We start from the raw sequence: 23,194 nt of genomic DNA, 5'->3' as shown, positions 1-23,194 counted from the left end.
ATCCTATTAATCGCTTTTCGTGTCTTAATATCCAGAAAGTGAGGGGTCACGTTGTATCTGGAACGTATTCATACACCCGATGATGTGAAAAAACTAAATGTGGACGAGTTGAAAGTACTCGCTCATGAGATTAGGGACTTTCTAATCGTTAAGCTATCGAAGACAGGAGGACACCTTGCACCTAATTTGGGCGTGGTTGAACTTACTCTCGCCATGCATTATGTTTTTCAAAGCCCGAAGGATAAACTGATTTGGGATGTGGGACATCAATCCTACGTACATAAAATCTTAACTGGTCGGCAGGATCAATTTGATACCTTACGGCAGTTCCACGGGTTAAGTGGATTCCCAAAGCGACGTGAGAGCATCCATGACGTCTGGGAAGCAGGCCACAGCAGCACCTCACTTTCGGCAGCAATGGGTATGGCCATTGCCCGTGACTGTAAAGGGGAGAAGTATCATATTGTCCCTGTGATTGGTGATGGTGCAATGACTGGTGGGATGGCTTTTGAGGCTCTCAACCATATCGGTCATGATAAGAAGAATATGATTGTGATCCTTAATGATAATGAAATGTCCATTGCGCCTAATGTTGGGGCTCTTCATCAGTATCTCAACAAACTTCGAACTGGAAAGCCGTATAATAAGGTTAAAAAAGAGGTAATCAACCTTATCGGCAATATTCCTGCTATTGGTGATTCCATCTACAATACGCTAGATAAATTAAAGGATAGCTTAAAGTATCTCGTTGTTGATGGGGTGCTCTTTGAAGAATTGGGCTATACCTATCTAGGGCCCATTGATGGACACAGTCTTGAAGACCTCATCGATACATTGGAGCATGCGAAAGAGATCGAAGGACCAACACTCATCCATGTGATCACTAAGAAGGGGAAAGGCTATAAGCCTGCTGAGGATGATGCCTATACTTTCCATGGCAGTGGTCCTTATAAAATCGAATCAGGCGAAATCATCAAAAAAGAAGGTCCGCCTAGTTATTCCAAGGTGTTTGGTGATACTCTGATGCAATTGGCGAAACATGATAATCGGATCATTGCCATTACACCAGCGATGACTGATGGTTCAGGATTGAAGGGCTTTGCTGCTAAGTATCCTGATCGCTTCTTCGATGTGGGGATTGCTGAGCAGCATGCAGTGACCATGGCTGGGGGCATCGCAACACAGGGATTAAAGCCTGTCTGTGCCATCTACTCAACCTTTTTACAGCGGGCCTATGATCAGGTGATCCATGACATTACTCGCCAGAATCTTAATGTGGTCTTCGCCATTGATCGTGCTGGACTTGTTGGTGCTGACGGAGAGACCCATCATGGTGTGTTTGATATTGCTTTCCTACGGATCCTCCCCAATCTTGTGGTGATGATGCCAAAGGATGAGAATGAACTACGTAATATGCTATATACAGCGATCCAATACAATGATGGACCCATCGCTGTCCGCTATCCACGTGGTGGTGGTCGAGGGGTTCCTTATGATCATGAATTTAAGCAGATTCCTATCGGCACCTTCGAGGTGTTACGTGCTGGTCATGATCTAGCCATCCTAACCATGGGCAATATGCTCCCTCTCGCCGAACAGGCAGCGGATCGTCTCGCGGAACAAGGGATCTCCGCACGGATTATCAATGCGCGGTTTATCAAACCATTAGACGAAGCCATGCTCATGCAACTAGCTGATGAGCAGCTTCCCATTATCACCGTGGAGGAAGGTGTTCTCGCCGGTGGATTTGGAAGTGCGGTTCGCGAGTTTTATAGTGAACATCATCGTTGTATGGAGATTGAAACCTTTGGGATCCCGGATCAATTTATTGAACATGGTAGTGTGGAGCTATTACGGGAAGAGATTGGTCTTACACCGGAAAAAATTGTGGAAGCAGCCACTCAGCTTACTTCAAGAAAGAGGATGCAGCAGTAATGGCGATGAAGGAACGTCTAGATGTTCTATTGGTACAGCAAGGCCATTTTGATAGTCGAGAAACGGCAAAGAAAGCGATTATGGCTGGTTTAGTCTTTGTGGCTGGCGAGCGCGTGGATAAGGCTGGCACGAAAGTATTAATCGATGCGGGGATCGAGGTGAAGGGTAAGCCTCATCCCTATGTAGGGCGCGGTGGATTAAAGCTGGAACGGGCAATCCAGGAGTTTGCACTGGATCTAACGAACCAAGTGATGCTGGATATCGGAGCCTCTACAGGCGGTTTTACCGATTGTGCCCTGCAAAATGGAGCAGCCTATGTCTATGCTATTGATGTTGGCTATAATCAGTTAAGCTGGAAGCTACGTCAAGATCCCCGTGTTAATGTAATGGAGCGAACCAATTTCCGTTATTTAACACAGGAAGAGCTTGTGGGACCAACTCCAACCTTTGCGAGCATTGATGTCTCCTTTATCTCCTTGAATAAAATCTTACCAGCACTCTATCCCCTACTATCGGTGGGAGCGAGGGTGGTGGCGTTGGTGAAGCCACAATTCGAAGCAGGGAAAGAACAGGTGGGAAACAAAGGGATAGTCCGTGATGCCAGTATTCATCAAGAGGTCTTAGAGCATGTGATTCAAATGGCATTACAGGAGAGTTTTTCACCATTGGAGCTCACCTATTCGCCGATTACAGGAGGCGATGGGAATATTGAGTTTCTCCTCCTGTTAGAAAAGGCGGAAAAGGAGCAAGGTACTAATCTTCTACAGCCTACACGTATTCAGCAGGAGGTCATGGAAGCTCATCAAGAATTGAGCTAATTGAAAAAGGAAACGTCATGTGCTGAGTCGAATATAATCCCCTGAGGTGATGTGATGTTACCTGCAGGGGATTTTTATATTTTTATTGTGCTCCTCCTACTGGGAGGAGGTTGGCTGTTATGGTGGTTTCTACGTAAGGTAGTTCAATTTGGGTGGAGGCTACCTTCTCATCCCTCGATTCAACATCAAGATCAATTAACACGTCCCCTCGCCCAGATCTTACAGCAGCATGGTTATGAGCCACTCTCAGGACGGGAGCAGGTGCCCATCACCATTGAACTCAATGATGGTCGACAGTTTACAACACGCTTGACCATCGATGGATGGGCGGAAAAAGCGGGCGAACTCTATGTGATTAAACAACGTCGTGCCAGATCTCGCGTCTCATTTACAGCAACATCCTTGCGAGATCATTTATTGATCTATAGTTTACTTTATCGTTGTAATGGTATTCTATATATAGATCTAGATCACCAAATCATACATGAAATTCATTTTGCTTATCCATCGCTACGAAAACATTGGCGTTTCGCATCTTTGGGAATACCTTTTCTTTTGGGTATGAGCTTGATGTATTTCTTGATAAAATAAGGATATGAAACTAAAGGATGTGAGTGTAATGAGTAGTAAGGGACAACGTCACATTAAAATACGTGAGATTATCACAACGTATGAAGTGGAGACACAGGAAGCATTAGTGGAGTATCTTCGCAAGGCCGGATTTAACGTGACACAGGCCACGATTTCGCGAGATATTAAAGAGCTACGCTTAGTCAAGGTTCCAACCATGGATGGACGATATAAGTATTCACTACCAGCAGATCGGCGCTTTAATCCACTGGAGAAATTGCGTAATGTCATGTTAGACAGCTTTATCAGCATTGATGCTGTAGATAACCTAATCGTTATGAAGACCATGCCAGGGAATGCCAATGCCTATGGTGTTCTAATTGATCAATTAGATTGGAAGGAAATCGTAGGAACGATCTGTGGTGATGATAATATCTTGATTATCTGCCGTGATCGGGAAGGGGCAGCCGCTCTATACGATCGCTTCCTTGAAATGCTTTAGAGCCTGTGTGGAGAAGTGAGGGATCAGGATGCTAATGGAGCTGGGAATCAAAAATTTCGCACTGATCAAGGAAGTACGTTTACAATTTGAAGAGGGTTTAACTATTCTTACTGGTGAAACCGGAGCAGGGAAATCTATGCTGATGGATGCACTTTCTTTACTATGCGGAGGAAGAGGGAGCATTGATTATGTGCGCTATGAAGCGAAGAAGGCAGAGATTGAAGGCCTCTTCCATCTCTCTCCAAGTCATGCAGCCTGGAGAATTCTCGAGCAGTTTGGCATTGAACAGGGAGGAGAGGAGACATTACTCCTCTATCGTGCGATCACGCAGCAAGGGAAAAGCATCTGCCGGATCAATGGTCAACTGGTTACATTGGCAATTTTGCGGGAGATTGGTGAGAAGGTGGTGGCCATTCATACCCAACATGAGCAACAATCTCTCCTGCAGGTGGAGCGGCATATCGAATGGCTAGATGCCTATGGTGAAGAAGAATTAGCCGAAACAAAGCAAGAATATACTCGTTTATATGATGAATATGTCAACCTCAAGCGGGAGTGGAAGCGACTGCAACAGGATGAGCAGGAACTGATTCAACGGATCGATCTTTATCGCTACCAGCTTCAGGAGATCCAAGGGGCGCAGCTTGAACCTGATGAAGATGTAAAGATTGAGGATGAATTTCAGCGGCTATCCCACGGTGAACAGATCCATCACCATGTGCAGCAGGCCTATCAAGCATTGCGTACAGAGAATCGTGGGATGGATTGGGTTGCTCATGCCATGAGCCAATTAGAGGAGATTCTTCCCTTTGAGCCATCCCTTCAAGAAACCTTTAAGTTGATGGAATCTGCTTACTATCAAGTGGAGGAAGTGACCTTTGCCCTCCGTGATTACCTTGATGGCTTTGATTTTGATAAAGAACGTCTATTCGAAGTGTCACAGCGCCGCGATCTCATTCGTATGCTGCAGCGGAAGTACGGCGATTCAGTCAATGAAATTTTGGAATACGGTGCTAAGATTGAAGAAGATCTAGAGCAAATGGAACACCGTGATGAACGCTTGCAAGCATTGGAGCGAACCATCCTGCAGAAGGAGAAGGATCTAGTCTTATTGGCACAGGATTTATCAGAAATCCGCCATCAGGTTGGCGTTCGATTGGCCAATGCCATTGAACAGGAGCTTACTGATCTGAAGATGGAACGGACCATCTTTCAAGTGGCTTTTACCACCCAAGCCGATCCGAATGGGATTTATATCAATGGGGAGACCATTGCGTGTACACGCCAAGGCATGGATAAGGTGGAGTTCCTATTTTCCCCTAATCCAGGAGAACCCTGTCGTTCCTTAGTGCGGATTGCTTCTGGTGGTGAGCTATCCCGTATCCTACTCGCTATGAAAGCCATCCTAGCCCGTCTCGATGATGTAGAGACCTTAGTTTTTGATGAAGTGGATACAGGCGTTAGTGGTGATGTGGCTCAGAAAATTGGTGAGAAGCTATACCGTATTAGTCAGGGGAAGCAAGTTCTCTCTATCACGCATCTTCCTCAGGTAGCAGCCATGGCCGATCATCATCTCTTTATTACCAAGAATCAATCTGCCAATGAGACGGTTACGAAGGTGAATGTTCTGCCAGATGATGAGCGGACTTATGCCCTTGCTCAGCTGTTGAGCGGTGTACAGCAAACAGCAGTCACCCTCGAGCACGCTAATCAAATGCTGGATCTCGCCAAACAATGGAAGGCCACTTACCAAGATGATTAAAACAAGGAATTAACCTTCCTTGTTTTTTTGATCTTACCAAGAGTACAAGTTATTATCATAGCTCTCCAGTTATAAATCACTGTAGCAAAGGCAACATTATAGATACGGTGATGTTGCCAGCGTTGGTAGGGGTAAGAGGTAGGAGCGTGATGATGCTTGTTCAATCAGCGTAACCGTCAAGTGATGGGCCTAATCATATTATTTCTTAGTTTCGTATTTCTATTTTCTGCACCGTTTCAGCATTGGATGCAAATTCCTAATGAAATTCGTGTTGCCCCAGGAATGCAAACTCATCTGGAATTTTCTTTGCCAACAACAGCCACCGTTGTTACTAAAAATCCAGATGTGGTGCAGATCAATGGGGAGATAAGCAAAAGTATTGCAGTTGATTTAAGCAAGCCCCTGATCTTAACCTCCAGGGAACAAGGGGAGACGGAGTTGGCCATTGAGGTTGCTGGCTTCCCCATTAAGAAGATGAAAGTCAATGTGATGGATGATGTAAGAGTCTATCTAGGTGGGCAATCTGTGGGTGTAAAATTGATGTCCAATGGCATGATGGTGGTTGGTCATCATATGGTTGATGGAAAAGAGAAGAAACATTCCCCCAGTTTAGAGCGAATCAAAGTAGGGGATATGATTTTGAAAATTAATAATCAGGATGTAACCAGTATTCAAAATGTCTCAAAGCTGGTCAATCAGTATGGAAGCTCAGGGAAGCCTCTGTTGATTACCATTCGTCGTGATGGTCAAATCATGGATGTTGAAGTAACCCCCGTCTTTGATGTAAAGGATGAATCGTATCGCTTAGGTCTCTATATTCGTGATTCTGCAGCAGGAATTGGTACGTTGACCTTTGTTCATCCTCAGTCCAAGAGATTTGGCGCTTTAGGCCATGTGATTTCGGATATGGATACGGGGAAGCCCATCGATACAGCCAATGGTCATATCGTTCACTCGCGAATCACTGCGATCCAAAAGGGGGAGCATGGTCAACCAGGAGAAAAATATGCTTCCTTTGTCAACGAGGATCAACCATTAGGACAAATTGAAAAAAATACTGCTTTTGGAGTCTTTGGAAGCGTTCATGGTACAATAAAGAATGAGTTCTTTAGCAATCCCCTACCTGTAGCTTTACAGGAACAGGTGGAAGTTGGACCAGCCAAAATCTATACCGTCATTAAAGGCGAGCAGGTTGAAGCTTTTGACATTGAGATTGTGAAAGTGATTCCCCAGAAATACCCCTCCACCAAAGGTATGATCATTCGTGTAACCGACCCTAAATTGTTAAAAGAGACGGGTGGGATTGTACAAGGGATGAGTGGTAGTCCCATCGTTCAGAATAATCGTATTGTCGGTGCAGTAACCCATGTATTTGTGAATGACCCTACATCAGGGTATGGTATTCATATTGAATGGATGTTGAAAGAGGCAGGGATTGATATCCAATCCTCATCACTTCACAAACGGAAGGCTAGCTAATAAAAGAATGTCAAAAAATCGTGTTTCACAAGTGATTTTAGCGCAAATGATGTCGAAATAGCAGTACTTTTAGCAAAGTACTTTTCATATGATGTGAATTGTGGAAAAATGAAGAGCAAAGGCAGGGAATACCTTCCAGATGTAGAAATGATACTGTGGTGATATGGGAGTGTTGAAGGAGGATAATGGGGAATGAGAATTTTATTAGCCGATGATAATCGGGAGTTTGTCCAACTGCTTCAAGAGTACATTAACAGACAAGATGACATGGAAGTTGTAGGCGTAGCCTATAACGGTAATGAAGTATTAGAAATACTTGAAGATCAAGAGGTTGATTTAATGGTTCTGGATATCATCATGCCATATCTGGATGGTATCGCAGTATTAGAACGTATGAAGGGAATGGATCTACCGATTCAGCCCAAAATCATTATGCTGACCGCATTTGGCCAAGAGGAGATTACAAAACGGACAATGGAATTAGGTGCTGATTATTATATTCTAAAACCCTTTGATATGGAAATGTTGGTGGATCGAATCCGCTATATGGGTAGTAAAGAGTCGCCATCTTCATCTGCAGAATCATTCCAAGCTGTTTCCACACAACCCAAAACCCAACAACGCGAAATTAACCTGGATCGTAGTATCACCAACATTATTCATGAAATCGGTGTACCAGCCCACATTAAAGGCTATTTATACCTTCGTGAGGCGATCACCATGGTGTATCATAATATTGACTTATTAGGAAGCATTACCAAGCGCTTATATCCAGAGATTGCCCAAAAATATAATACAACGCCCAGCCGGGTGGAAAGAGCGATCCGTCACGCCATTGAAGTAGCGTGGAGTCGAGGCAATATCGATTCCATTAGTCGACTTTTTAGCCATACCATTAACGTAAGTAAAGCAAAGCCCACCAACAGTGAATTTATTGCCATGATTGCAGATAAGCTCCGCTTGGATCATAAGGCATCATAAAGTACCATAAAAAATAAGAAACTCCTCTTCTCGTCAAAGAAGGGGATTTCTTATTTTCGCAGCTTCCACCAATTAATCCAACTCATAAAATTGACTTGATGCTGCTTCTCAACCTGCTTCACAGTCTGCAGTAGCTCACTTAAGACCTTCTGCCATGAGGCTGCAACCCTCTCTTGTTGAACTTTTCCCCGTTTGCCTAATTCACCACTCATCTGAAGACCCTTTTCCAGATGCAATTTGGCTTTTCTTAGATGCTGCTCAAGCTCCTCATATGACATCCTCTATCCATCCCTTCTACTTAATTCACTCCAGCATATGCAAGGAACATACCTCGCGTGTCAAGGATAATTTTTGCTCACCAGGTCACAATAGAAGTAAGAGTCAATCTGGATGGAGGGTGACCAGGATGGAAGGTCAGGTTGTAATCGATCGGAAGACAAAAAACCTTGTAAAACGCCTTAACCATCATGACATTGCCTGGATTCATCATCAAGATCTTGATTTAATTGCCGCCCAGGAATTATTCAAAAAAGGCGTAAAAGCTGTGATCAATAGCCAACCATTCTTTACAGGCTATTATCCTGCCAAGGGTGCCCGCTTTCTTCTTCAACATCGTATCCCCTTGTATCAAGTGCCCAGTGCTGCATTTTCCCTCGTTCAGGAAGGTGATTGGCTACGAATTGAACAGGATGGGAAGATTGTAGTTGGGGAGGGTAAGGTGCAGATTACATGCCATCGCTTACAGGCGGCACAGCTGGAAGCGGAGTACCACGAAGCGCTGAGCCGTTCATCTCAACCCTTGCAAAGCTTTGTTGAGAATACCTTAGCTTATGCAATGCGAGAAAAGGAGATTCTGGGTCAGCAGTTTTCTTATCCACCTCTTCATGTCAAGCTAAAGGGACGAGATGTCTTGATTGTGGCGCGAGGTGATTATTATGAAGAGGACTTACGCATACTTCATTCCTATATTCAGGCTTTCCGACCGGTTCTCATCGCAGTGGATGGAGGTGCAGATGCGCTGATCCATCAGGGCTACCCACCTCATTTCATCATCGGTGATATGGATAGTGTATCAGAGGAGGCCTTACGAACAGGTGCGCAGCTACTGGTACATGCCTATTGTGATGGGCGGGCACCGGGAATGGAACGCTTGAAGGCATTAGGTTGTTCAGGGCAGGTCCTCTGTCTACCAGGAACCAGTGAGGATGTTGCCATGCTACTTGCCTACGACCATCAGGCTCGCAGGATCGTTACCTTGGGGACGCATACCCATATGGTGGATTTTTTGGATAAGGGAAGAGCAGGGATGGCAAGCACCATGCTGATTCGTTTGAAGTTAGGTGAGAAACTGCTGGACTTAAAGGGGATTAGTCAAATTTTCCCGGTTTTGAAGGAACAACGTGAGATTCGCTGGGGAATGGTCGGAATGTTGGTCAGTACGCTTTCTTTATTATTCTTACCACACTTTCGTCAACTGTTAGGTCTTTTGTTGATTCAGTTGAAGCTGTGGTTAACATAGGTGGTTCCCGTGTACTCATTACGTTATAATATGCTGATGTTAGTTGCCATCTTTTTCGCTTGGGCTTTTGGCTTATTAATCGGAATTTTCTTAGGTGCACCTGCCTTGCAGCAACAGGAGCAACAGTTACTTCATCAGGTTCACCAACGTTATACCCGTGTATTGCATGAAGCACGACTAGAATCTAAAGACTTCCAGGATCTCCTACAAGAAATCGATCGGCAAGCTAAGACCATTCGCCAGGACATGATTAGCTTTTACAAGCCGCATCTAGAAGGACACACCCTATTTATTACCCCAGCTGTCAGTGAGGAGCAACAACAGGCTTTGAAGGAGATTGGGATCAATCCTGTGATGCTTTCTTGGTCTGAACTAGCGCTAGGGTCAAATAACCAAGGCTATCTCATCCTACCTGACTCAGCGGGGATCTCCCAATTCCATGATCTCCAACGTTTTACGGGAAGATCACCTGGATTAACGCCCATCGTAATGACATTTCCCACAACGGTTCCAGAATGGATACGCTGGGTGCATGAGCTCTATTCGCAATTTCATCATGCAGAGGAAGGTGAGGAGCCCAATGGAGAAAGCTCGCGTTTCAGTGATCATACCAGCTTATAATGAGGCTACTCGAATTGGGACAACCCTTCAGGCTCTTTGGTCCACTCCGTTTTTTGCAGAGTTGATCGTAGTGGATGATGGCAGTGAGGATCATACATCAGAGATAGCGATTCCTTTGGCCACGCGGGTCATCCGTTTGCCTGGCCGCTGTGGCAAAGGAGCTGCACTCTACCGAGGATGGCAAGAGGCGCAGGGAGAGTATCTTCTTTTTCTTGATGCAGACCTTGGTGAGAGCAGTCACCATGCCAGACATCTCCTTCCTCCGCTCTTTCGAGATCGTGCTGATGTTACCATTGCTCAATTTCCATCGGCTCAGAAAAAGGGGGGCTTTGGTCTTGTAAAGATGCTAGCCCGTGAAGGCGTCTTCATGTTAACGGGAAGCTATGTGACATCAGTTCTTTCAGGTCAGCGAGCATACAAAAAGGAGGTGCTTACTGTCCTTGGCGAACCTGTACAGCGTTTTGGTGTAGAGGTGGGTATGACCATCGATTGTCTACGTAAAGGATATCGCATCGAGGAGATTCCCTTGCCCTTTCAGCATCGGGAGACGCTGAGAAACTGGGATGGTTTCAAGCATCGGGGAAAGCAATTCATCCAAATCGGCTCAACATTGATCCGCAAGGCGAAAGGGTGAATGAAATGGAGCGATTGATCAATCAACTTTTTTCCAATTGGGGATTGCTCGCTGAAAATTTTCGTGGTGAGAGGATTCCACTAGGGGTAGGCGTTTTTTTACTTCTCGGTCAGGGCTTATATCTGATGTTACGTAGTACAATATGGATAGGATTGGGATGGGGGGAGCCAGTACAGATTTCCTCCATTATTTTTTTTATTTCGATGAGTGCAGTTGGCATCATCGGTTTCGTCGATGATCGGTGGGGGCGCTATGATATCAAGGGTTTACGGGGACACCTTCAATATGCGAGAGAGCATCGAAAGTTAACGACAGGGCTCTGGAAGGTAATAATCATCATGCTCGCTGCCATGTTGGTCAGCGTCAATATAGCTCACCCTAATCATTGGTGGTTTGTCATCGTCATTCTTATGTTGTCCAGTAATCTTTTCAATCTTTTGGATGTTCGACCAGGAAGGGCAGGTAAGCTGTTTCTACTCATGGGTCTGCTTTCGTTTTTTCTAACAGGGGACTGGTACGGGTTGTTTGGAGAGTGGCTAGGACTATGGGGCGTTTGGCTTCTTTTGATCATTGGTGATTTACAGGGAAAATGGATGCTAGGTGACGCAGGCAGTAATCTGCTTGGCTTTGTCACGGGGATATGGATCATCAGCCTGTATCCTTTTTGGATCCAGCTAATGCTGGGCTTCGTATTTCTTTGGTTGCACTGGTTCGCTGAGAAATATTCTATACAACGCTGGGTCGAAGCTCATCACTGGATACGACGGGTAGATGAATGGGGGCGCATCCGTTAGAGGTGGTGAGGAGCAAGCTCATTCCTCATCCTCATCACGTTGCATGAAACGTGGTTGAACAAGATTGCGCTTGCGATCACGATGCAGGATCCATCCAGCGATAAATCCAACACCAAATAAGAAGAGGAGAAGCCCTCCTAGGAATAAAAGAAGTTGAAATTGATCATAAGCAGCATAGTCGATGTAGACTTCTCGCATAATCTTCCACCCAAATGCAGCGATGATGGCAGGAATAGTCAGAAATAGCAAAGCGATTAGTCGTTGATAGGTTAGCATTATGTCACCCTTCTTTCGCATTTTACTACCCTTATCTTAGTGGAATGATCCTAGACTGTCTACAATCAAGATTCGCTCATACCTTTAGATGCAGGTAATAAAACCATATTTGGCGAATTTAAGTTATATGAGATACCATATTCCTCTGGAGGCAAGAAACGTAATGGACCAAACAGCGAAGCAGATCCTAATCGTGGGAGCAGGACAGGGAGGTACGCATCTCTTGCGAACCTTTCATACACTCCCGAACTTTGAAGTGATCGCCATCACAGATATCCGACCTGAAGCTCCAGGTTTTGCATTGGCTAAAGATTGGGGTATACCCACAGGTGACGATTATCTATTGTGGTTACAAACCACATTTGTTGATATTATCTTTGAAGCAACAGGTCAGGAGGAGGTTTATCGTCATTTAGAGCAGGTGAAGCCAGAAGGAACATTATTAGTCCCTGGCTCGATTGCTAATCTCCTCATGTCCTTAATCGCCATGAAGGAGCAGCTAATTGGTCGTCTCAAGCGCCAAGAGACGGAGTTACAGGCCATGATTAATTCTACTCATGATGCCATGATCGCCGTTGATGAGCAAGGAAGAATTTCATTATTTAACCGTTCTGCTGAACGATTGATTCAATTGAAAGCAGAGGATGTGTTAAATCAGCCTGTCTCCCAGGTGGTTCCAAACAGTCGACTTGATATTGTTCTTCATACGGGGATTCCTGAATTAAATCAAGAGCAACAGCTCACCGATGATGCACGCATTGTCACCAATCGTGTTCCCATTTTGACAGATGACGGAAAAATTATCGGTGCGGTGGCTGTTTTTCGAGATATTAGTGACATCTTGGAATTGGCAGAGGAGATTACAGATCTGAAGGAGATCCAGAGTCTTCTCAAGGCGATTATTCATTCCACCGAGGATGCCATCTCCATCGTGGACGAGCAAGGCTTAGGAATGATGATCAACCCAGCTTATACCCGATTAACAGGTATGAAGGAAGAGGATGTTCTAGGAAAACCAGCTGATGTAGATATCTCAGAGGGTCAGAGTATGCATATGCAGGTATTGAAAACCAAGCATCCTGTTCGGGGCGTACGGATGAAAGTGGGTCCCTATGGTAAAGAGGTTGTTGTGAATGTGGCACCTATCATGGTAGGTGATCAGTTACGTGGGTCTGTGGGGATCATTCACGATATGACAGAGATGAAGCAGTTGACCGATGAACTTGCCCATGCGAAGCAGATGCTTCGTACTTTACAGGCGAAGTATACATTTCAAGATATGATCGCAGAGAGTGAAGGCATGAAGCTCGCTGTTGAGCAAGCTCTCAATGTGGCCAGTACACCAGCCACGGTCTTGCTACGTGGTGAATCAGGTACGGGTAAGGAATTATTCGCCCATGCCATTCACCATGCTAGCCCTCGACGTAATCAACAGTTTGTCCGTGTCAATTGCGCTGCCATTGCCGAAAATCTTTTGGAAAGTGAACTCTTTGGTTATGAGGAGGGAGCCTTTACAGGCGCTAAGAAGGGTGGAAAGAAGGGGTATTTTGAGGAAGCCCATAGCGGAACCATATTTTTAGATGAGATTGGAGAGCTACCCATGGGAGTGCAGGTCAAACTACTCCGTATTCTCCAGGAGAAGGAGATTATTCGTGTCGGTGGTACAGAACCGATCCCCATTGATGTGCGCGTTATCGCAGCCACTCACGCTAATTTAGAAAAAATGATTCAGGAGCAACGTTTTCGGGAGGATCTCTACTATCGGCTCAATGTGATCCCTATTATGATTCCACCATTACGACTTCGTAAGCAGGAATTTCCCATGCTGATCCAGCATATTCTTAGAAAATTAAATCTTGAGTATCGTCGCATGGTTCAAGAGATAGATCCAGATGCACTTCAATTTTTATTAGATTACGACTGGCCAGGAAATGTACGGGAACTGGAAAATATTCTTGGGCGAGCCATGATCAGTATGCATGTTCAAGAAAGGATGATCCAGCTTCACCATCTTCCTCCCTTGGGTCATACACCAAAGGTGATTTCCAATTCTGTAGGTGTAGAGGAGTTAGAACCACTTCACTGCCATCTTGAGCAGATGGAAAGGAATTACATAAGGCAAGCTCTTCAAGCCTGTGATGGGAATAAGACCAAGGCAGCTGCGCTTCTTCAGATTTCTGTACGCAATTTGTACTATAAAATACAGCGGTATGGTCTTTAACAGATCATCAGCAGCGCAATAAATTGCATGAAGGATTTTGCATACTGTGCAATATCTTTCATGTTTTTTTCGAAAAGTAAGGGTAGCAATTGGCTAAACATACGAGTAAAATTAAAGCGCTTACATAGTAAGTGTTGGCATAATTTTTGCATAGTAATTAGTGTGGTGGGAAGGTACATTGATTGAAAGGGTGACCGTGTTTGCGAAGCATGGATGAACTCTTACATATCGTGATACAACGTCCCAGAAAACGTATTGCCCTCGCTGTAGCAGAAGGCGAAGAGACTTTTAAAGCATTGCAATTAGCTGTGAAACATCGGATTGCTGACTTTTTACTCTATGGTGATGAGAAGATCATCCGCAAGCACATGGCTGAGGGGCAATTTCCATTGCCAGCTGAATGGTTGATCCATGCAGCTTCACATACGGAAGCATGCGAAAAGGCAGTTCATGCTGTTCATGCAGGGGAAGCAGATGTTCTGATGAAAGGATTGGTGCATACCTCCACCTTTGTCCGTACCATTCTCCAGCATGGTGGACTCCGAAGTGAGCGATTACTCAGTCACGTGACCATATTTCAATTGCCTCAATTGGAAAGGTTACTCTTTGTAACTGATTCAGGCATGAATATTCACCCAACCTTGGAAGAAAAGCGAGAGATTACCCAAAATGTGATCGACCTTGCCCATCGTCTCGGGATTCCTCAGCCAAAGGTGGCTATTTTGGCTGCGATTGAGACGGTGAACCCGCAAATGCCAGTCACCATTGATGCAGCAGCACTAGCAAAGATGGCCGATCGTGGGCAGATTCAGGGTGGTATTGTTGATGGACCATTAGCCCTTGATAATGCCATCTCACCAGCCTCTGTAAAAGAGAAGGGTGTTTTGAGCCCTGTAGCAGGGGAAGCGGATATTCTTGTTGTTCCAACCTTGGAGGCAGGTAACACATTGTATAAAGCGCTAGCCTATTTGGCTGACGCAAGGGTAGGAGCCCTTTTAGTAGGGGCAAAACGACCGATCATTCTTCCATCGCGAGCTGATCATGCCGAGACCAAGTTTCATTCCATGCTATTCGCTTTAGCACAAGACTATTAAGGAGGAATTGCGATGCAACTATTTCACACGTTAAAGCAATATGATTATGAACAGGTTGTTTACTGCTACGATGAAGTCTCTGGTTTAAAGGCAATTATCGCCATACATGACACGACGTTAGGGCCTGCTCTAGGTGGCACACGGATGTGGCCCTATCAAAATGAAGAGGAAGCGCTAACAGATGCCCTTCGTTTGTCTAGGGGAATGACATATAAAAATGCAGTAGCTGGTCTTAATCTCGGTGGTGGAAAGACCGTAATTATTGGGGATCCACGCAAGGATAAATCACCTGAGCTCTTCCGTGCTCTTGGTCGCTATGTCCAATCATTAGGAGGCCGTTACATCACAGCTGAAGACGTTGGTACCACGGTGGATGATATGGATTATATTCATCAAGAAACTGATTTTGTCACAGGTGTTTCGCCTGAGTTTGGTTCCAGTGGCAACCCATCTCCCATTACTGCGTATGGCGTTTTTCGGGGGATGAAGGCAGCAGCAAAAGAAATGTTTGGAAGCGATGATTTGGCTGGTCGTACCATCGCTGTTCAAGGTTTAGGTAATGTGGGCTATCATCTTACTCGTCATCTTCATGAAGAGGGCGCCAACTTAATCGTTACAGACATCAATGAAGAGAGCGTAAAGCGTGTCATGAATGAATTTGGTGCAAAAGGCGTTTCCACCGAGGAGATCTATGGTGCAGAAGCAGATATCTTCGCACCCTGTGCCCTCGGCGGTGTCATCAATGATCAAACCCTACCTCAGCTCCGCGTACAGATCATTGCAGGATCCGCTAATAATCAACTCTTAGAGGATCGTCATGGTGAAGAGCTCCAAAGTGAAGGAATTCTCTATACACCAGATTATGTAATCAATGCAGGTGGCGTCATCAATGTAGCAGATGAGCTAGAAGGCTATTCACGGGAGCGAGCCATGCGGAAGGTAGAGAAAATCTATGACACCCTACTACAAGTTTTCCAGATTTCTCGTACCGAAAAAATCTCCACATCCCATGCTGCGGACCATCTAGCAGAGACAAGAATCAGTCGCGTGCAGAAATTGCGTAGTAACTATATTCCTGGTGAAAAGAAATAAATTTTAAATGCATCCCATGATCCCGTCTCCCATTGAGTTATGATAGAGAGAGCAGGGAACTGCTCCAATCAAAGGAAATAGGAAAAAGAAAAGGCAAAGGAGGCGCAATCATGTCTGAACAATTAGACTTAGTCGTTTTGGGTGGAGGTACTGGAGGCTATGTTGCTGCGATCCGCGCTGCACAGCTAGGAATGAATGTGGCAGTTGTGGAGAAAGGAAAGGTAGGGGGAACCTGTCTACATGCAGGCTGTATTCCTAGTAAAGCTTTACTTCGTAGTGCAGAGGTCTTTGTCCAAACCAAAGAGAGTGATGCATTTGGTATTCTAGCTTCACAGATCTCCCTCGACTTTGCAAAGGTCCAGGCACGAAAAGAGAGCATCGTGAATCAGCTTCATCAAGGGGTGGAGTACCTATTAAAGAAGGGGAAGATCCGTGTCATTCAGGGCACAGGACGTATTATGGGTCCATCCATCTTCTCACCGCGAGCAGGTGCAATCAATGTGGAGTATGAGGATGGTGAAACGGAGATTCTGCAACCCAATCATGTGATCATCGCCACGGGCTCCCATCCCAAAACATTGCCTGGTCTTCACATCGATGGAAAACGAGTGATGACCAGTGATGAAGCGTTGGTGATGGAAGAGCTACCTCGCTCCATCATCATTGTGGGTGGTGGTGTTATTGGAATCGAATGGGCATCCATGTTGCATGATTTTGGTGTGGATGTAACGATTCTCGAATATGCGCCGCGGATTCTACCTTTAGAGGATGAAGAGATTAGTAAAGAGATGACGCGCCTCTTTAAGAAACGGAAGATTAAGATCATCACTTCTGCCAAAGTACTACCAGATACCTTAGAGCTCTCAGAATTGGGTGTCACCATACAAGCAGAGCATCAAGGAGAGACGAAGAGCTTCTCTGCGGAACGCATGCTTGTCTCTGTTGGCCGAGGTGCCAATGCAGAAGGAATTGGCCTACAAAGTACCAATATTAAAGTTGAACGTGGTGCCATTCAGGTGAATGAGGACTATCAAACGGCTGAACCCCATATCTATGCCATTGGGGATTGCATTGGGGGCCTTCAATTAGCCCATGTTGCATCCCATGAAGGAATTCATGCGGTAGAGCATATGGCAGGCTTACAACCTGAGCCCCTTCAGTATGAACAGATCGCTCGCTGTACATATAGCCGTCCCGAGGTGGCTAGTGTGGGGATCACTGAACAGGAAGCGAAGGAACGTGGCTATGAAGTGAAGGTTGGGAAGATGCCATTTAAAGGGATTGGCAAAGCACTCGTCCAAGGAGAGGCCGATGGCTTTGTGAAGATTATTGCCGATGCGAAGAGCAACGATATCCTCGGCGTTCATATGGTAGGGCCTCATGTGACCAATCTAATCTCTGAAGCAGCCTTAGCTCAATTCCTTAACGCGACACCTTGGGAGATAGGGTCCATGGTTCATCCCCATCCCACTCTTTCAGAAGTGATGGGTGAAGCGGCCTTAGCTGTTGACGGGAATGCGATTCATATTTAATAAGCTGGAAGAGGAGGATCGTGCAAGGTCGATCCTCTCACCACATATGTTTGAATTTTTAAAATATTAAGGAGGGGTCGCTAGGTGGAAAAGCGTCATCTTGCCCTAGGATTGACTGATGAAAAGGTTAAATCGATATATCGAACCATGCTCCTTGCTCGTAAATTGGATGAACGCCAATGGCTACTTAATCGTGCAGGAAAGATTCCTTTTGTCATCTCCTGTCAGGGACAGGAAGCAGCCCAGGTTGGAGCAGCATATGCGTTAGATCGTGAGCGAGACATGGTGATGCCCTATTATCGCGATGTCGGTGTGGTTCTTAGCTTCGGCTTTACGGCCCGTGATCTGATGCTAGCAGCATTTGCAAAAGCAGAGGATCCTAGCTCTGGTGGTCGCCAGATGCCAGGCCATTTTGGCAGTCGTCGCCATCGTATCCTCTCAGGGTCATCACCAGTTACTACGCAGCTTCCCCATGCGGTCGGTGCAGCACTAGCAGCAAAAATGCGTGGAGAGAGAATGATTGCTTATACCTCCGTCGGCGATGGATCCTCTAATCAGGGAGACTTCCATGAGTCAGCTAACTTTGCCAGTGTTCATAAGTTACCTGTGATCTTTTTCATCGAGAATAATCAATATGCCATCTCTGTACCATTACGGAAGCAGGTGGCATGTGAGAAGCTCTCAGATCGAGCCATTGGCTATGGAATGCCTGGTGTCACCGTTGATGGCAATGATCCCTTAGCTGTTTATGAGGCGATGCAGATAGCGGTTCAACGTGGACTAGCAGGTGAGGGACCCACCTTAATTGAAGCAGTTTGTAACCGTCTTACCCCGCATTCCAGTGATGATGATGACCGTACCTATCGACCACGGGAAGAGGTAGCAGCAGCCAAGGAGAAGGATCCCCTACCAACATTTCTGAACTATCTTCTGCAATCTGGTACCATCACGGAAGTGGAAGAGAAGGAATTACAGGCAGAGATCGCTACTGAAGTGGATGAAGCCACACGCTATGCAGAGGCAGCACCCTATCCCCTTGCAGAATCGGCATTACGCTATGTCTATGCAGAGAAGGAGGGTATCTAAATGGCAATGCTATCATATATTGAAGCCATCACTCAGGCCATGCGTGAGGAGATGAAGCGCGATTCCAGTGTCTTCATCATGGGAGAGGATGTTGGGGTTCGTGGCGGTGTTTTCCGTGCTACCCTCGGTTTGATCGATGAGTTTGGTGAGGAGCGGGTCATCGACACACCTCTTACTGAATCAGCCATTGTTGGTGTAGGGATCGGTGCTGCAACCTATGGTATGCGTCCCATCTGTGAGATTCAATTTGCAGATTTTATCATGCCCGCAGTGAATCAGATTGTGAGCGAAGCAGCCAAGATGCGTTACCGTTCCAACAATGATTGGCATTGTCCCATGGTCATTCGCGCTCCCTATGGTGGCGGTGTACACGGTGCCCTCTACCATTCTCAGAGCGTTGAAGCATTATTCGCCAGCACACCAGGGCTAAAGATTGTGACACCCTCCAATCCCTATGATGCCAAAGGACTTCTCAAAGCAGCCATCCGCGATGAGGATCCCGTCCTTTTCTTTGAGCATAAGCGCTTATACCGTCTGGTTAAAGAAGAGGTGCCTGAAGAGGATTATATTGTGCCAATTGGTAAGGCAGCTACCATTCGTGAAGGCGACGATCTCACGGTCTTTACTTATGGGCTCACGGTTCAATTTGTGAAGGAGGCTGCTGAGCGTTTAGCAGAGGAAGGAATTCATGCTCATATTATTGACCTACGTACCCTCTACCCCCTTGACCAGGAATCGATTATTGCTGCTGCGAAGCATACCGGTAAGATCCTCATCGTACATGAGGATAATAAGGAAGGAGGAATTGGTGCAGAGGTATCAGCTATCATTGCAGAACATTGCTTATTCGATTTGGATGCACCCATTCAACGCTTATGTGGGCCGGATATTCCAGCGATGCCCTATAGTCCTCCATTAGAGAAATTTTTCATGCTGGATGCCCAGAAGGTATACGATGCCATGAAGGCCTTGGCCCAGTATTAGATAATCCTGCTCATGGTTGATGTTGAAAAGGAGGAGATTTTCATGGCAAGTGAAGTGAAGATGCCCCAACTGGGTGAGAGTGTTACAGAAGGTACCCTTCAAAAATGGTTAGTTAAAGTGGGGGATTTTGTTGAAGAGTATGCCCCCCTCTGTGAGGTAAGTACAGATAAGGTAAATGCAGAGGTACCCTCAACCGTCCGTGGCAAAATTGTTCAATTGGTAGCTGAAGAAGGAGATACCATTCAGGTTGGTAAGGTGATCTGTTTCATCGAAACCGAAGATCAAGTGAAGAAAGAGGAACCTACGGCTTCGCTACAACCAATTGAACCACTTACGAAAGAAGAGATTACAGCCTTGACCACAGCCCAGACAGGAGGGGGCCGATACTCACCAGCAGTCCTCCGTTTGGCACAAGAATATGGAATCGATTTAGCGAAGCTCTTAGGAACAGGACAAGGTGGTCGGATCACACGTAAGGATGTGCTAAACTATGTAGAGTCAAATCGAGGGGAAAAGGACAAGAGTAACAATAACAATACTCGCGAAGAGGGTCAAAGGTCCTTGGAGCAAGCCCCTATACCTCAGATAGCAGAGCCTCCAAGGAGTAGGGTAGAGGAAGTAGCACCTTCCACTCAGGCTACGCTGGCATCCGCTCATGCATTGGATACAACAATTTCAGTAACACCTGTTCGCCGCACCATTGCCCAACGCATGGTACAGAGTAAGCATGATGCTCCTCATGCCTGGACCATGGTGGAAGTGGATGCGACGAACTTGGTACAAGTACGAGAGCATTATAAAGCAGCGTTCTATAAGGAAAATGGCTTTTCTTTAACCTTCTTACCCTTCTTTATGAAGGCCGTTGTCGAAGCTTTAAAGAAATATCCCATTCTAAACTCACAATGGCGAGAGGATCATATCCTTCAGAAGAAGGAGATCAATCTGTCCGTAGCTATTGCTACCGAGGAAGCGCTTTATGTTCCAGTCATTCGCCATGCTGATGAGAAAAGCATCTATGGATTAGCCAAATCACTTCATGATTTAGCTGATCGTACAAGGGCAAACAAATTAACCTTAGAGGATATGCAGGGTGGAACCTTCACAGTAAATAATACAGGCTCGTTTGGCTCGGTGCTTTCCATGCCCATTATCAATGCACCACAAGCAGCCATTATGAGCATTGAAGCTATTGTGAAGCGTCCTGTGGTTATGCATGATATGATTGCCATTCGTAGTATGGTCAATCTCTGTCTTTCCCTCGATCATCGTGTACTCGATGGTTTGGTTTGTGGTCGCTTCTTACAAGAAGTGAAGCAACAAGTGGAGTCCATGAGCATTGAGAATACTACTATATATTAATAAAAATGGGGCGAAAGTGAGAGGTTCTTCCTCTCCTTCGCCCCCTATGCTTAGAATAAGAAACCGAAGCCCATAACCAAAGTGGAAATGACGAGCGTAATGATAACCAGATAGATTATCGGCTTCATCCACCTATGCATATGCATCTCTACCATCCTCCTGTTAATCGTTAATATCATCATAAATCAAGTAGAAGAAGAAAGACAACTGCTCAATATATTTTAAAAATTCAAATATATCAAAATCCTGGAGAGGGGCGAGTTGGTGTTGGGTAGTTCTGAAAAAGAAGATTTTTTGACGTTATATGAAGAGTGGGAAGCCGATGTAGCACGACGTTTAGAGCGTTTTCCTGAACGAAAAGAGGAGTTTAACACTTCTTCAGGTATTCCAATTCAACGCTGCTATACACCAGTAGATCGTGATCAACAGAATGAAGTGAAGAATGGATTACCTGGGATGTATCCCTATACCCGCGGTGTTCAACACACCATGTATCGGGGTCGCCATTGGACCATGCGACAATATGCTGGCTTCGGTACAGCGAGTCAAACCAATGAGCGCTTTCAGTATCTTCTATTGCAAGGACAGACGGGCTTGAGCGTTGCCTTCGATCTGCCTACACAGATTGGCTATGATTCTGACCATCCCATGGCTGAGGGTGAAGTAGGAAGGGTCGGGGTGGCCATTGATTCCTTGGAGGATATGGAGATTCTTTTAGAGGGCATCCCCCTTGATCAGGTGAGCACCTCCATGACCATCAATGCACCTGCAGCCATTCTATTAGCCATGTATTTAGCAGTAGCTGAGAAGCAAGGGGTTCCATTTCAGAAGATTAGTGGGACGATCCAGAATGATATTTTAAAAGAGTATGTGGCTCGTGGCACCTATATCTATCCACCGAGTCCTTCCATGCGGTTAATTACAGATACCTTCGCGTATTGTGCTGAGCATGTGCCGCGTTGGAACACCATTAGTATCAGTGGCTATCATATTCGGGAAGCAGGCGCCAATGCCGTACAGGAGGTGGCCTTTACCATCGCCAATGGGATCGCCTATGTACGGGCCGCAGTGGCAAAAGGCTTAGAGGTGAATCGTTTTACACCTCAGCTCTCTTTCTTTTTTAACGCGCACAATCATTTTTTCGAAGAGATTGCAAAATTCCGCGCCGCACGTAGAATCTGGGCCACTATCATGAAGGAGCAGTTTGGCGTGACGGATGCAAAGGGGATGCAGATGCGTATTCACACGCAGACAGCAGGCTCCACCCTCACTGCTCAGCAGCCAGAAAACAATGTGGTACGCGTGACACTACAGGCACTCGCAGCAGTGTTAGGTGGTACACAAAGCTTACATACCAATGGAAAAGATGAGGCGCTTTCACTACCAACAGAAGCATCCGCATTACTTGCACTCCGAACACAGCAGATCATCGCCCATGAGAGCGGTGTTGCTGATGTGGTGGATCCCTTGGCAGGCTCGTATTTTGTGGAACAATTAACAGATCAAATCGAGGAGCGCGTCTGGGAATACCTTAAGCAAATTGACGAGATGGGTGGTGCCGTGACTGCCATTGAGCAAGGGTTTATGCAGCGAGAGATTCGGCAACAAGCCTATAAAACGCAACGATCCATTGAACAAGGCGATGAAGTGATTGTTGGTGTTAACCGCTTTCGGATGAATGAGGAGGTAGAACCGCCTCTCTATCGAATAGATTCCCAATTAGCGAAGGAACAGAAGGAACGGTTGAAAGCGTTGAAGGAACGGCGAGATCCCATCGCTGTGAAGCAAAGCTTGCAAGCCTTACAAAAGGGCGCTGAAGGAGATGCTAATCTACTTCCCCTTTTGCTAGCATGCGTGAAGGCATACTGCACAGTGGGTGAAATTTCTGATGTACTGCGTAGGGTGTTCGGTGAATATCAAGCAGCGTTCTAGGAG

At 45.8% G+C, this 23,194-nt stretch carries 22 protein-coding genes; 19 read left to right on the top strand and 3 right to left on the bottom strand.

Going from position 1 to position 23,194, the window contains the following annotated elements; translation table 11 throughout:
- Window positions 1-51 precede the first annotated feature (51 nt).
- The 7 genes from dxs to spo0A all read left to right on the top strand — a co-directional run bounded on the left by dxs (window position 52) and on the right by spo0A (window position 8,047).
- The gene (gene dxs / locus BN1691_RS10895) at window positions 52-1,935 is read left to right on the top strand and encodes a 1-deoxy-D-xylulose-5-phosphate synthase (RefSeq protein WP_048602245.1); all 1,884 of its coding nucleotides are present in this window, start codon (window positions 52-54) and stop codon (window positions 1,933-1,935) included.
- Complete coding sequence (locus BN1691_RS10890) at window positions 1,935-2,753, top strand: TlyA family RNA methyltransferase (protein ID WP_048602244.1); 819 nt, start codon at window positions 1,935-1,937, stop codon at window positions 2,751-2,753. The genes dxs and BN1691_RS10890 overlap by 1 nt, the downstream gene beginning before the upstream one ends.
- Window positions 2,754-2,807: 54 nt before the next feature.
- Window positions 2,808-3,344 carry a hypothetical protein gene (locus tag BN1691_RS10885; protein WP_048602243.1) on the top strand — a complete coding sequence of 179 codons (537 nt, stop codon included), beginning with the start codon at window positions 2,808-2,810 and terminating at the stop codon, window positions 3,342-3,344.
- A 28-nt stretch (window positions 3,345-3,372) separates the two neighbouring features.
- Window positions 3,373-3,825, top strand: coding sequence for a transcriptional regulator AhrC/ArgR (gene ahrC, locus BN1691_RS10880; RefSeq protein WP_048602242.1), 453 nt, complete (start codon window positions 3,373-3,375; stop codon window positions 3,823-3,825).
- Between the two features lie 28 nt (window positions 3,826-3,853).
- Complete coding sequence (gene recN / locus BN1691_RS10875; RefSeq protein ID WP_048602241.1) at window positions 3,854-5,587, top strand: DNA repair protein RecN; 1,734 nt, start codon at window positions 3,854-3,856, stop codon at window positions 5,585-5,587.
- A 156-nt stretch (window positions 5,588-5,743) separates the two neighbouring features.
- Window positions 5,744-7,066, top strand: coding sequence for a SpoIVB peptidase (gene spoIVB / locus BN1691_RS10870; protein WP_231638395.1), 1,323 nt, complete (start codon window positions 5,744-5,746; stop codon window positions 7,064-7,066).
- A 192-nt stretch (window positions 7,067-7,258) separates the two neighbouring features.
- Window positions 7,259-8,047, top strand: a complete 789-nt coding sequence (spo0A, locus tag BN1691_RS10865; RefSeq protein WP_048602240.1) for a sporulation transcription factor Spo0A — start codon at window positions 7,259-7,261, stop codon at window positions 8,045-8,047.
- A gap of 50 nt (window positions 8,048-8,097) precedes the next feature.
- Here the strand turns inward: spo0A and BN1691_RS10860 are convergent, their stop codons facing one another.
- A complete protein-coding gene (locus tag BN1691_RS10860; RefSeq protein WP_048602239.1) occupies window positions 8,098-8,325 on the bottom strand; it encodes a hypothetical protein in 228 nt (75 codons plus the stop codon).
- A gap of 128 nt (window positions 8,326-8,453) precedes the next feature.
- Here BN1691_RS10860 and steA point away from each other — a divergent pair, with 128 nt between their 5' ends.
- From steA to BN1691_RS10840, 4 genes are read left to right on the top strand one after another with little or no spacing between them, the layout of a single operon-like run.
- Entirely contained in the window at window positions 8,454-9,566 is a 1,113-nt protein-coding gene (gene steA, locus BN1691_RS10855; protein WP_048602238.1) for a putative cytokinetic ring protein SteA, read from the top strand.
- A 9-nt stretch (window positions 9,567-9,575) separates the two neighbouring features.
- Window positions 9,576-10,187 (top strand): copper transporter, encoded by a 612-nt coding sequence (locus BN1691_RS10850; protein ID WP_048602237.1) that lies wholly within the window; start codon window positions 9,576-9,578, stop codon window positions 10,185-10,187.
- Complete coding sequence (locus BN1691_RS10845) at window positions 10,147-10,821, top strand: glycosyltransferase family 2 protein (RefSeq protein WP_048602236.1); 675 nt, start codon at window positions 10,147-10,149, stop codon at window positions 10,819-10,821. Before BN1691_RS10850 ends, BN1691_RS10845 begins: the two co-directional genes overlap by 41 nt.
- A gap of 5 nt (window positions 10,822-10,826) precedes the next feature.
- Complete coding sequence (locus BN1691_RS10840) at window positions 10,827-11,615, top strand: hypothetical protein (RefSeq protein WP_048602235.1); 789 nt, start codon at window positions 10,827-10,829, stop codon at window positions 11,613-11,615.
- Between the two features lie 18 nt (window positions 11,616-11,633).
- Here the strand turns inward: BN1691_RS10840 and BN1691_RS10835 are convergent, their stop codons facing one another.
- Window positions 11,634-11,891 (bottom strand): DUF2627 family protein, encoded by a 258-nt coding sequence (locus BN1691_RS10835; RefSeq protein ID WP_048602234.1) that lies wholly within the window; start codon window positions 11,889-11,891, stop codon window positions 11,634-11,636.
- A gap of 163 nt (window positions 11,892-12,054) precedes the next feature.
- Here BN1691_RS10835 and BN1691_RS10830 point away from each other — a divergent pair, with 163 nt between their 5' ends.
- The 7 genes from BN1691_RS10830 (at window position 12,055) to BN1691_RS10800 (ending at window position 21,259) form a co-directional block, all read left to right on the top strand.
- Window positions 12,055-14,112, top strand: coding sequence for a sigma-54 interaction domain-containing protein (locus tag BN1691_RS10830; RefSeq protein ID WP_048602233.1), 2,058 nt, complete (start codon window positions 12,055-12,057; stop codon window positions 14,110-14,112).
- Window positions 14,113-14,321: 209 nt separating this feature from the next.
- Window positions 14,322-15,206: a bifunctional enoyl-CoA hydratase/phosphate acetyltransferase gene (locus BN1691_RS10825; RefSeq protein ID WP_048602794.1), complete on the top strand. Its 885-nt coding sequence runs from the start codon at window positions 14,322-14,324 to the stop codon at window positions 15,204-15,206.
- Window positions 15,207-15,212: 6 nt separating this feature from the next.
- The gene (locus tag BN1691_RS10820) at window positions 15,213-16,298 is read left to right on the top strand and encodes a Glu/Leu/Phe/Val dehydrogenase dimerization domain-containing protein (RefSeq protein ID WP_187116891.1); all 1,086 of its coding nucleotides are present in this window, start codon (window positions 15,213-15,215) and stop codon (window positions 16,296-16,298) included.
- Window positions 16,299-16,408: 110 nt separating this feature from the next.
- Window positions 16,409-17,830 carry a dihydrolipoyl dehydrogenase gene (lpdA, locus tag BN1691_RS10815; protein WP_048602231.1) on the top strand — a complete coding sequence of 474 codons (1,422 nt, stop codon included), beginning with the start codon at window positions 16,409-16,411 and terminating at the stop codon, window positions 17,828-17,830.
- Between the two features lie 84 nt (window positions 17,831-17,914).
- Window positions 17,915-18,916 carry a thiamine pyrophosphate-dependent dehydrogenase E1 component subunit alpha gene (locus tag BN1691_RS10810; protein WP_048602230.1) on the top strand — a complete coding sequence of 334 codons (1,002 nt, stop codon included), beginning with the start codon at window positions 17,915-17,917 and terminating at the stop codon, window positions 18,914-18,916.
- Window positions 18,917-19,900 carry an alpha-ketoacid dehydrogenase subunit beta gene (locus BN1691_RS10805; RefSeq protein ID WP_048602229.1) on the top strand — a complete coding sequence of 328 codons (984 nt, stop codon included), beginning with the start codon at window positions 18,917-18,919 and terminating at the stop codon, window positions 19,898-19,900. It abuts the gene before it with no gap.
- Window positions 19,901-19,942: 42 nt separating this feature from the next.
- Entirely contained in the window at window positions 19,943-21,259 is a 1,317-nt protein-coding gene (locus tag BN1691_RS10800) for a dihydrolipoamide acetyltransferase family protein (protein ID WP_048602228.1), read from the top strand.
- Window positions 21,260-21,309: 50 nt separating this feature from the next.
- Here the strand turns inward: BN1691_RS10800 and prli42 are convergent, their stop codons facing one another.
- A complete protein-coding gene (prli42, locus tag BN1691_RS14445) occupies window positions 21,310-21,405 on the bottom strand; it encodes a stressosome-associated protein Prli42 (RefSeq protein ID WP_156179063.1) in 96 nt (31 codons plus the stop codon).
- Between the two features lie 118 nt (window positions 21,406-21,523).
- Here prli42 and BN1691_RS10795 point away from each other — a divergent pair, with 118 nt between their 5' ends.
- The gene (locus BN1691_RS10795; protein WP_231638394.1) at window positions 21,524-23,191 is read left to right on the top strand and encodes an acyl-CoA mutase large subunit family protein; all 1,668 of its coding nucleotides are present in this window, start codon (window positions 21,524-21,526) and stop codon (window positions 23,189-23,191) included.
- Window positions 23,192-23,194 lie beyond the last annotated feature (3 nt).

Source organism: Rubeoparvulum massiliense (assembly GCF_001049895.1).
Lineage (GTDB): Bacteria > Bacillota > Bacilli > Rubeoparvulales > Rubeoparvulaceae > Rubeoparvulum > Rubeoparvulum massiliense.
Note: the sequence above shows the minus strand (reverse complement) of the source record. Positions and strands in the feature narration are given on the sequence as shown.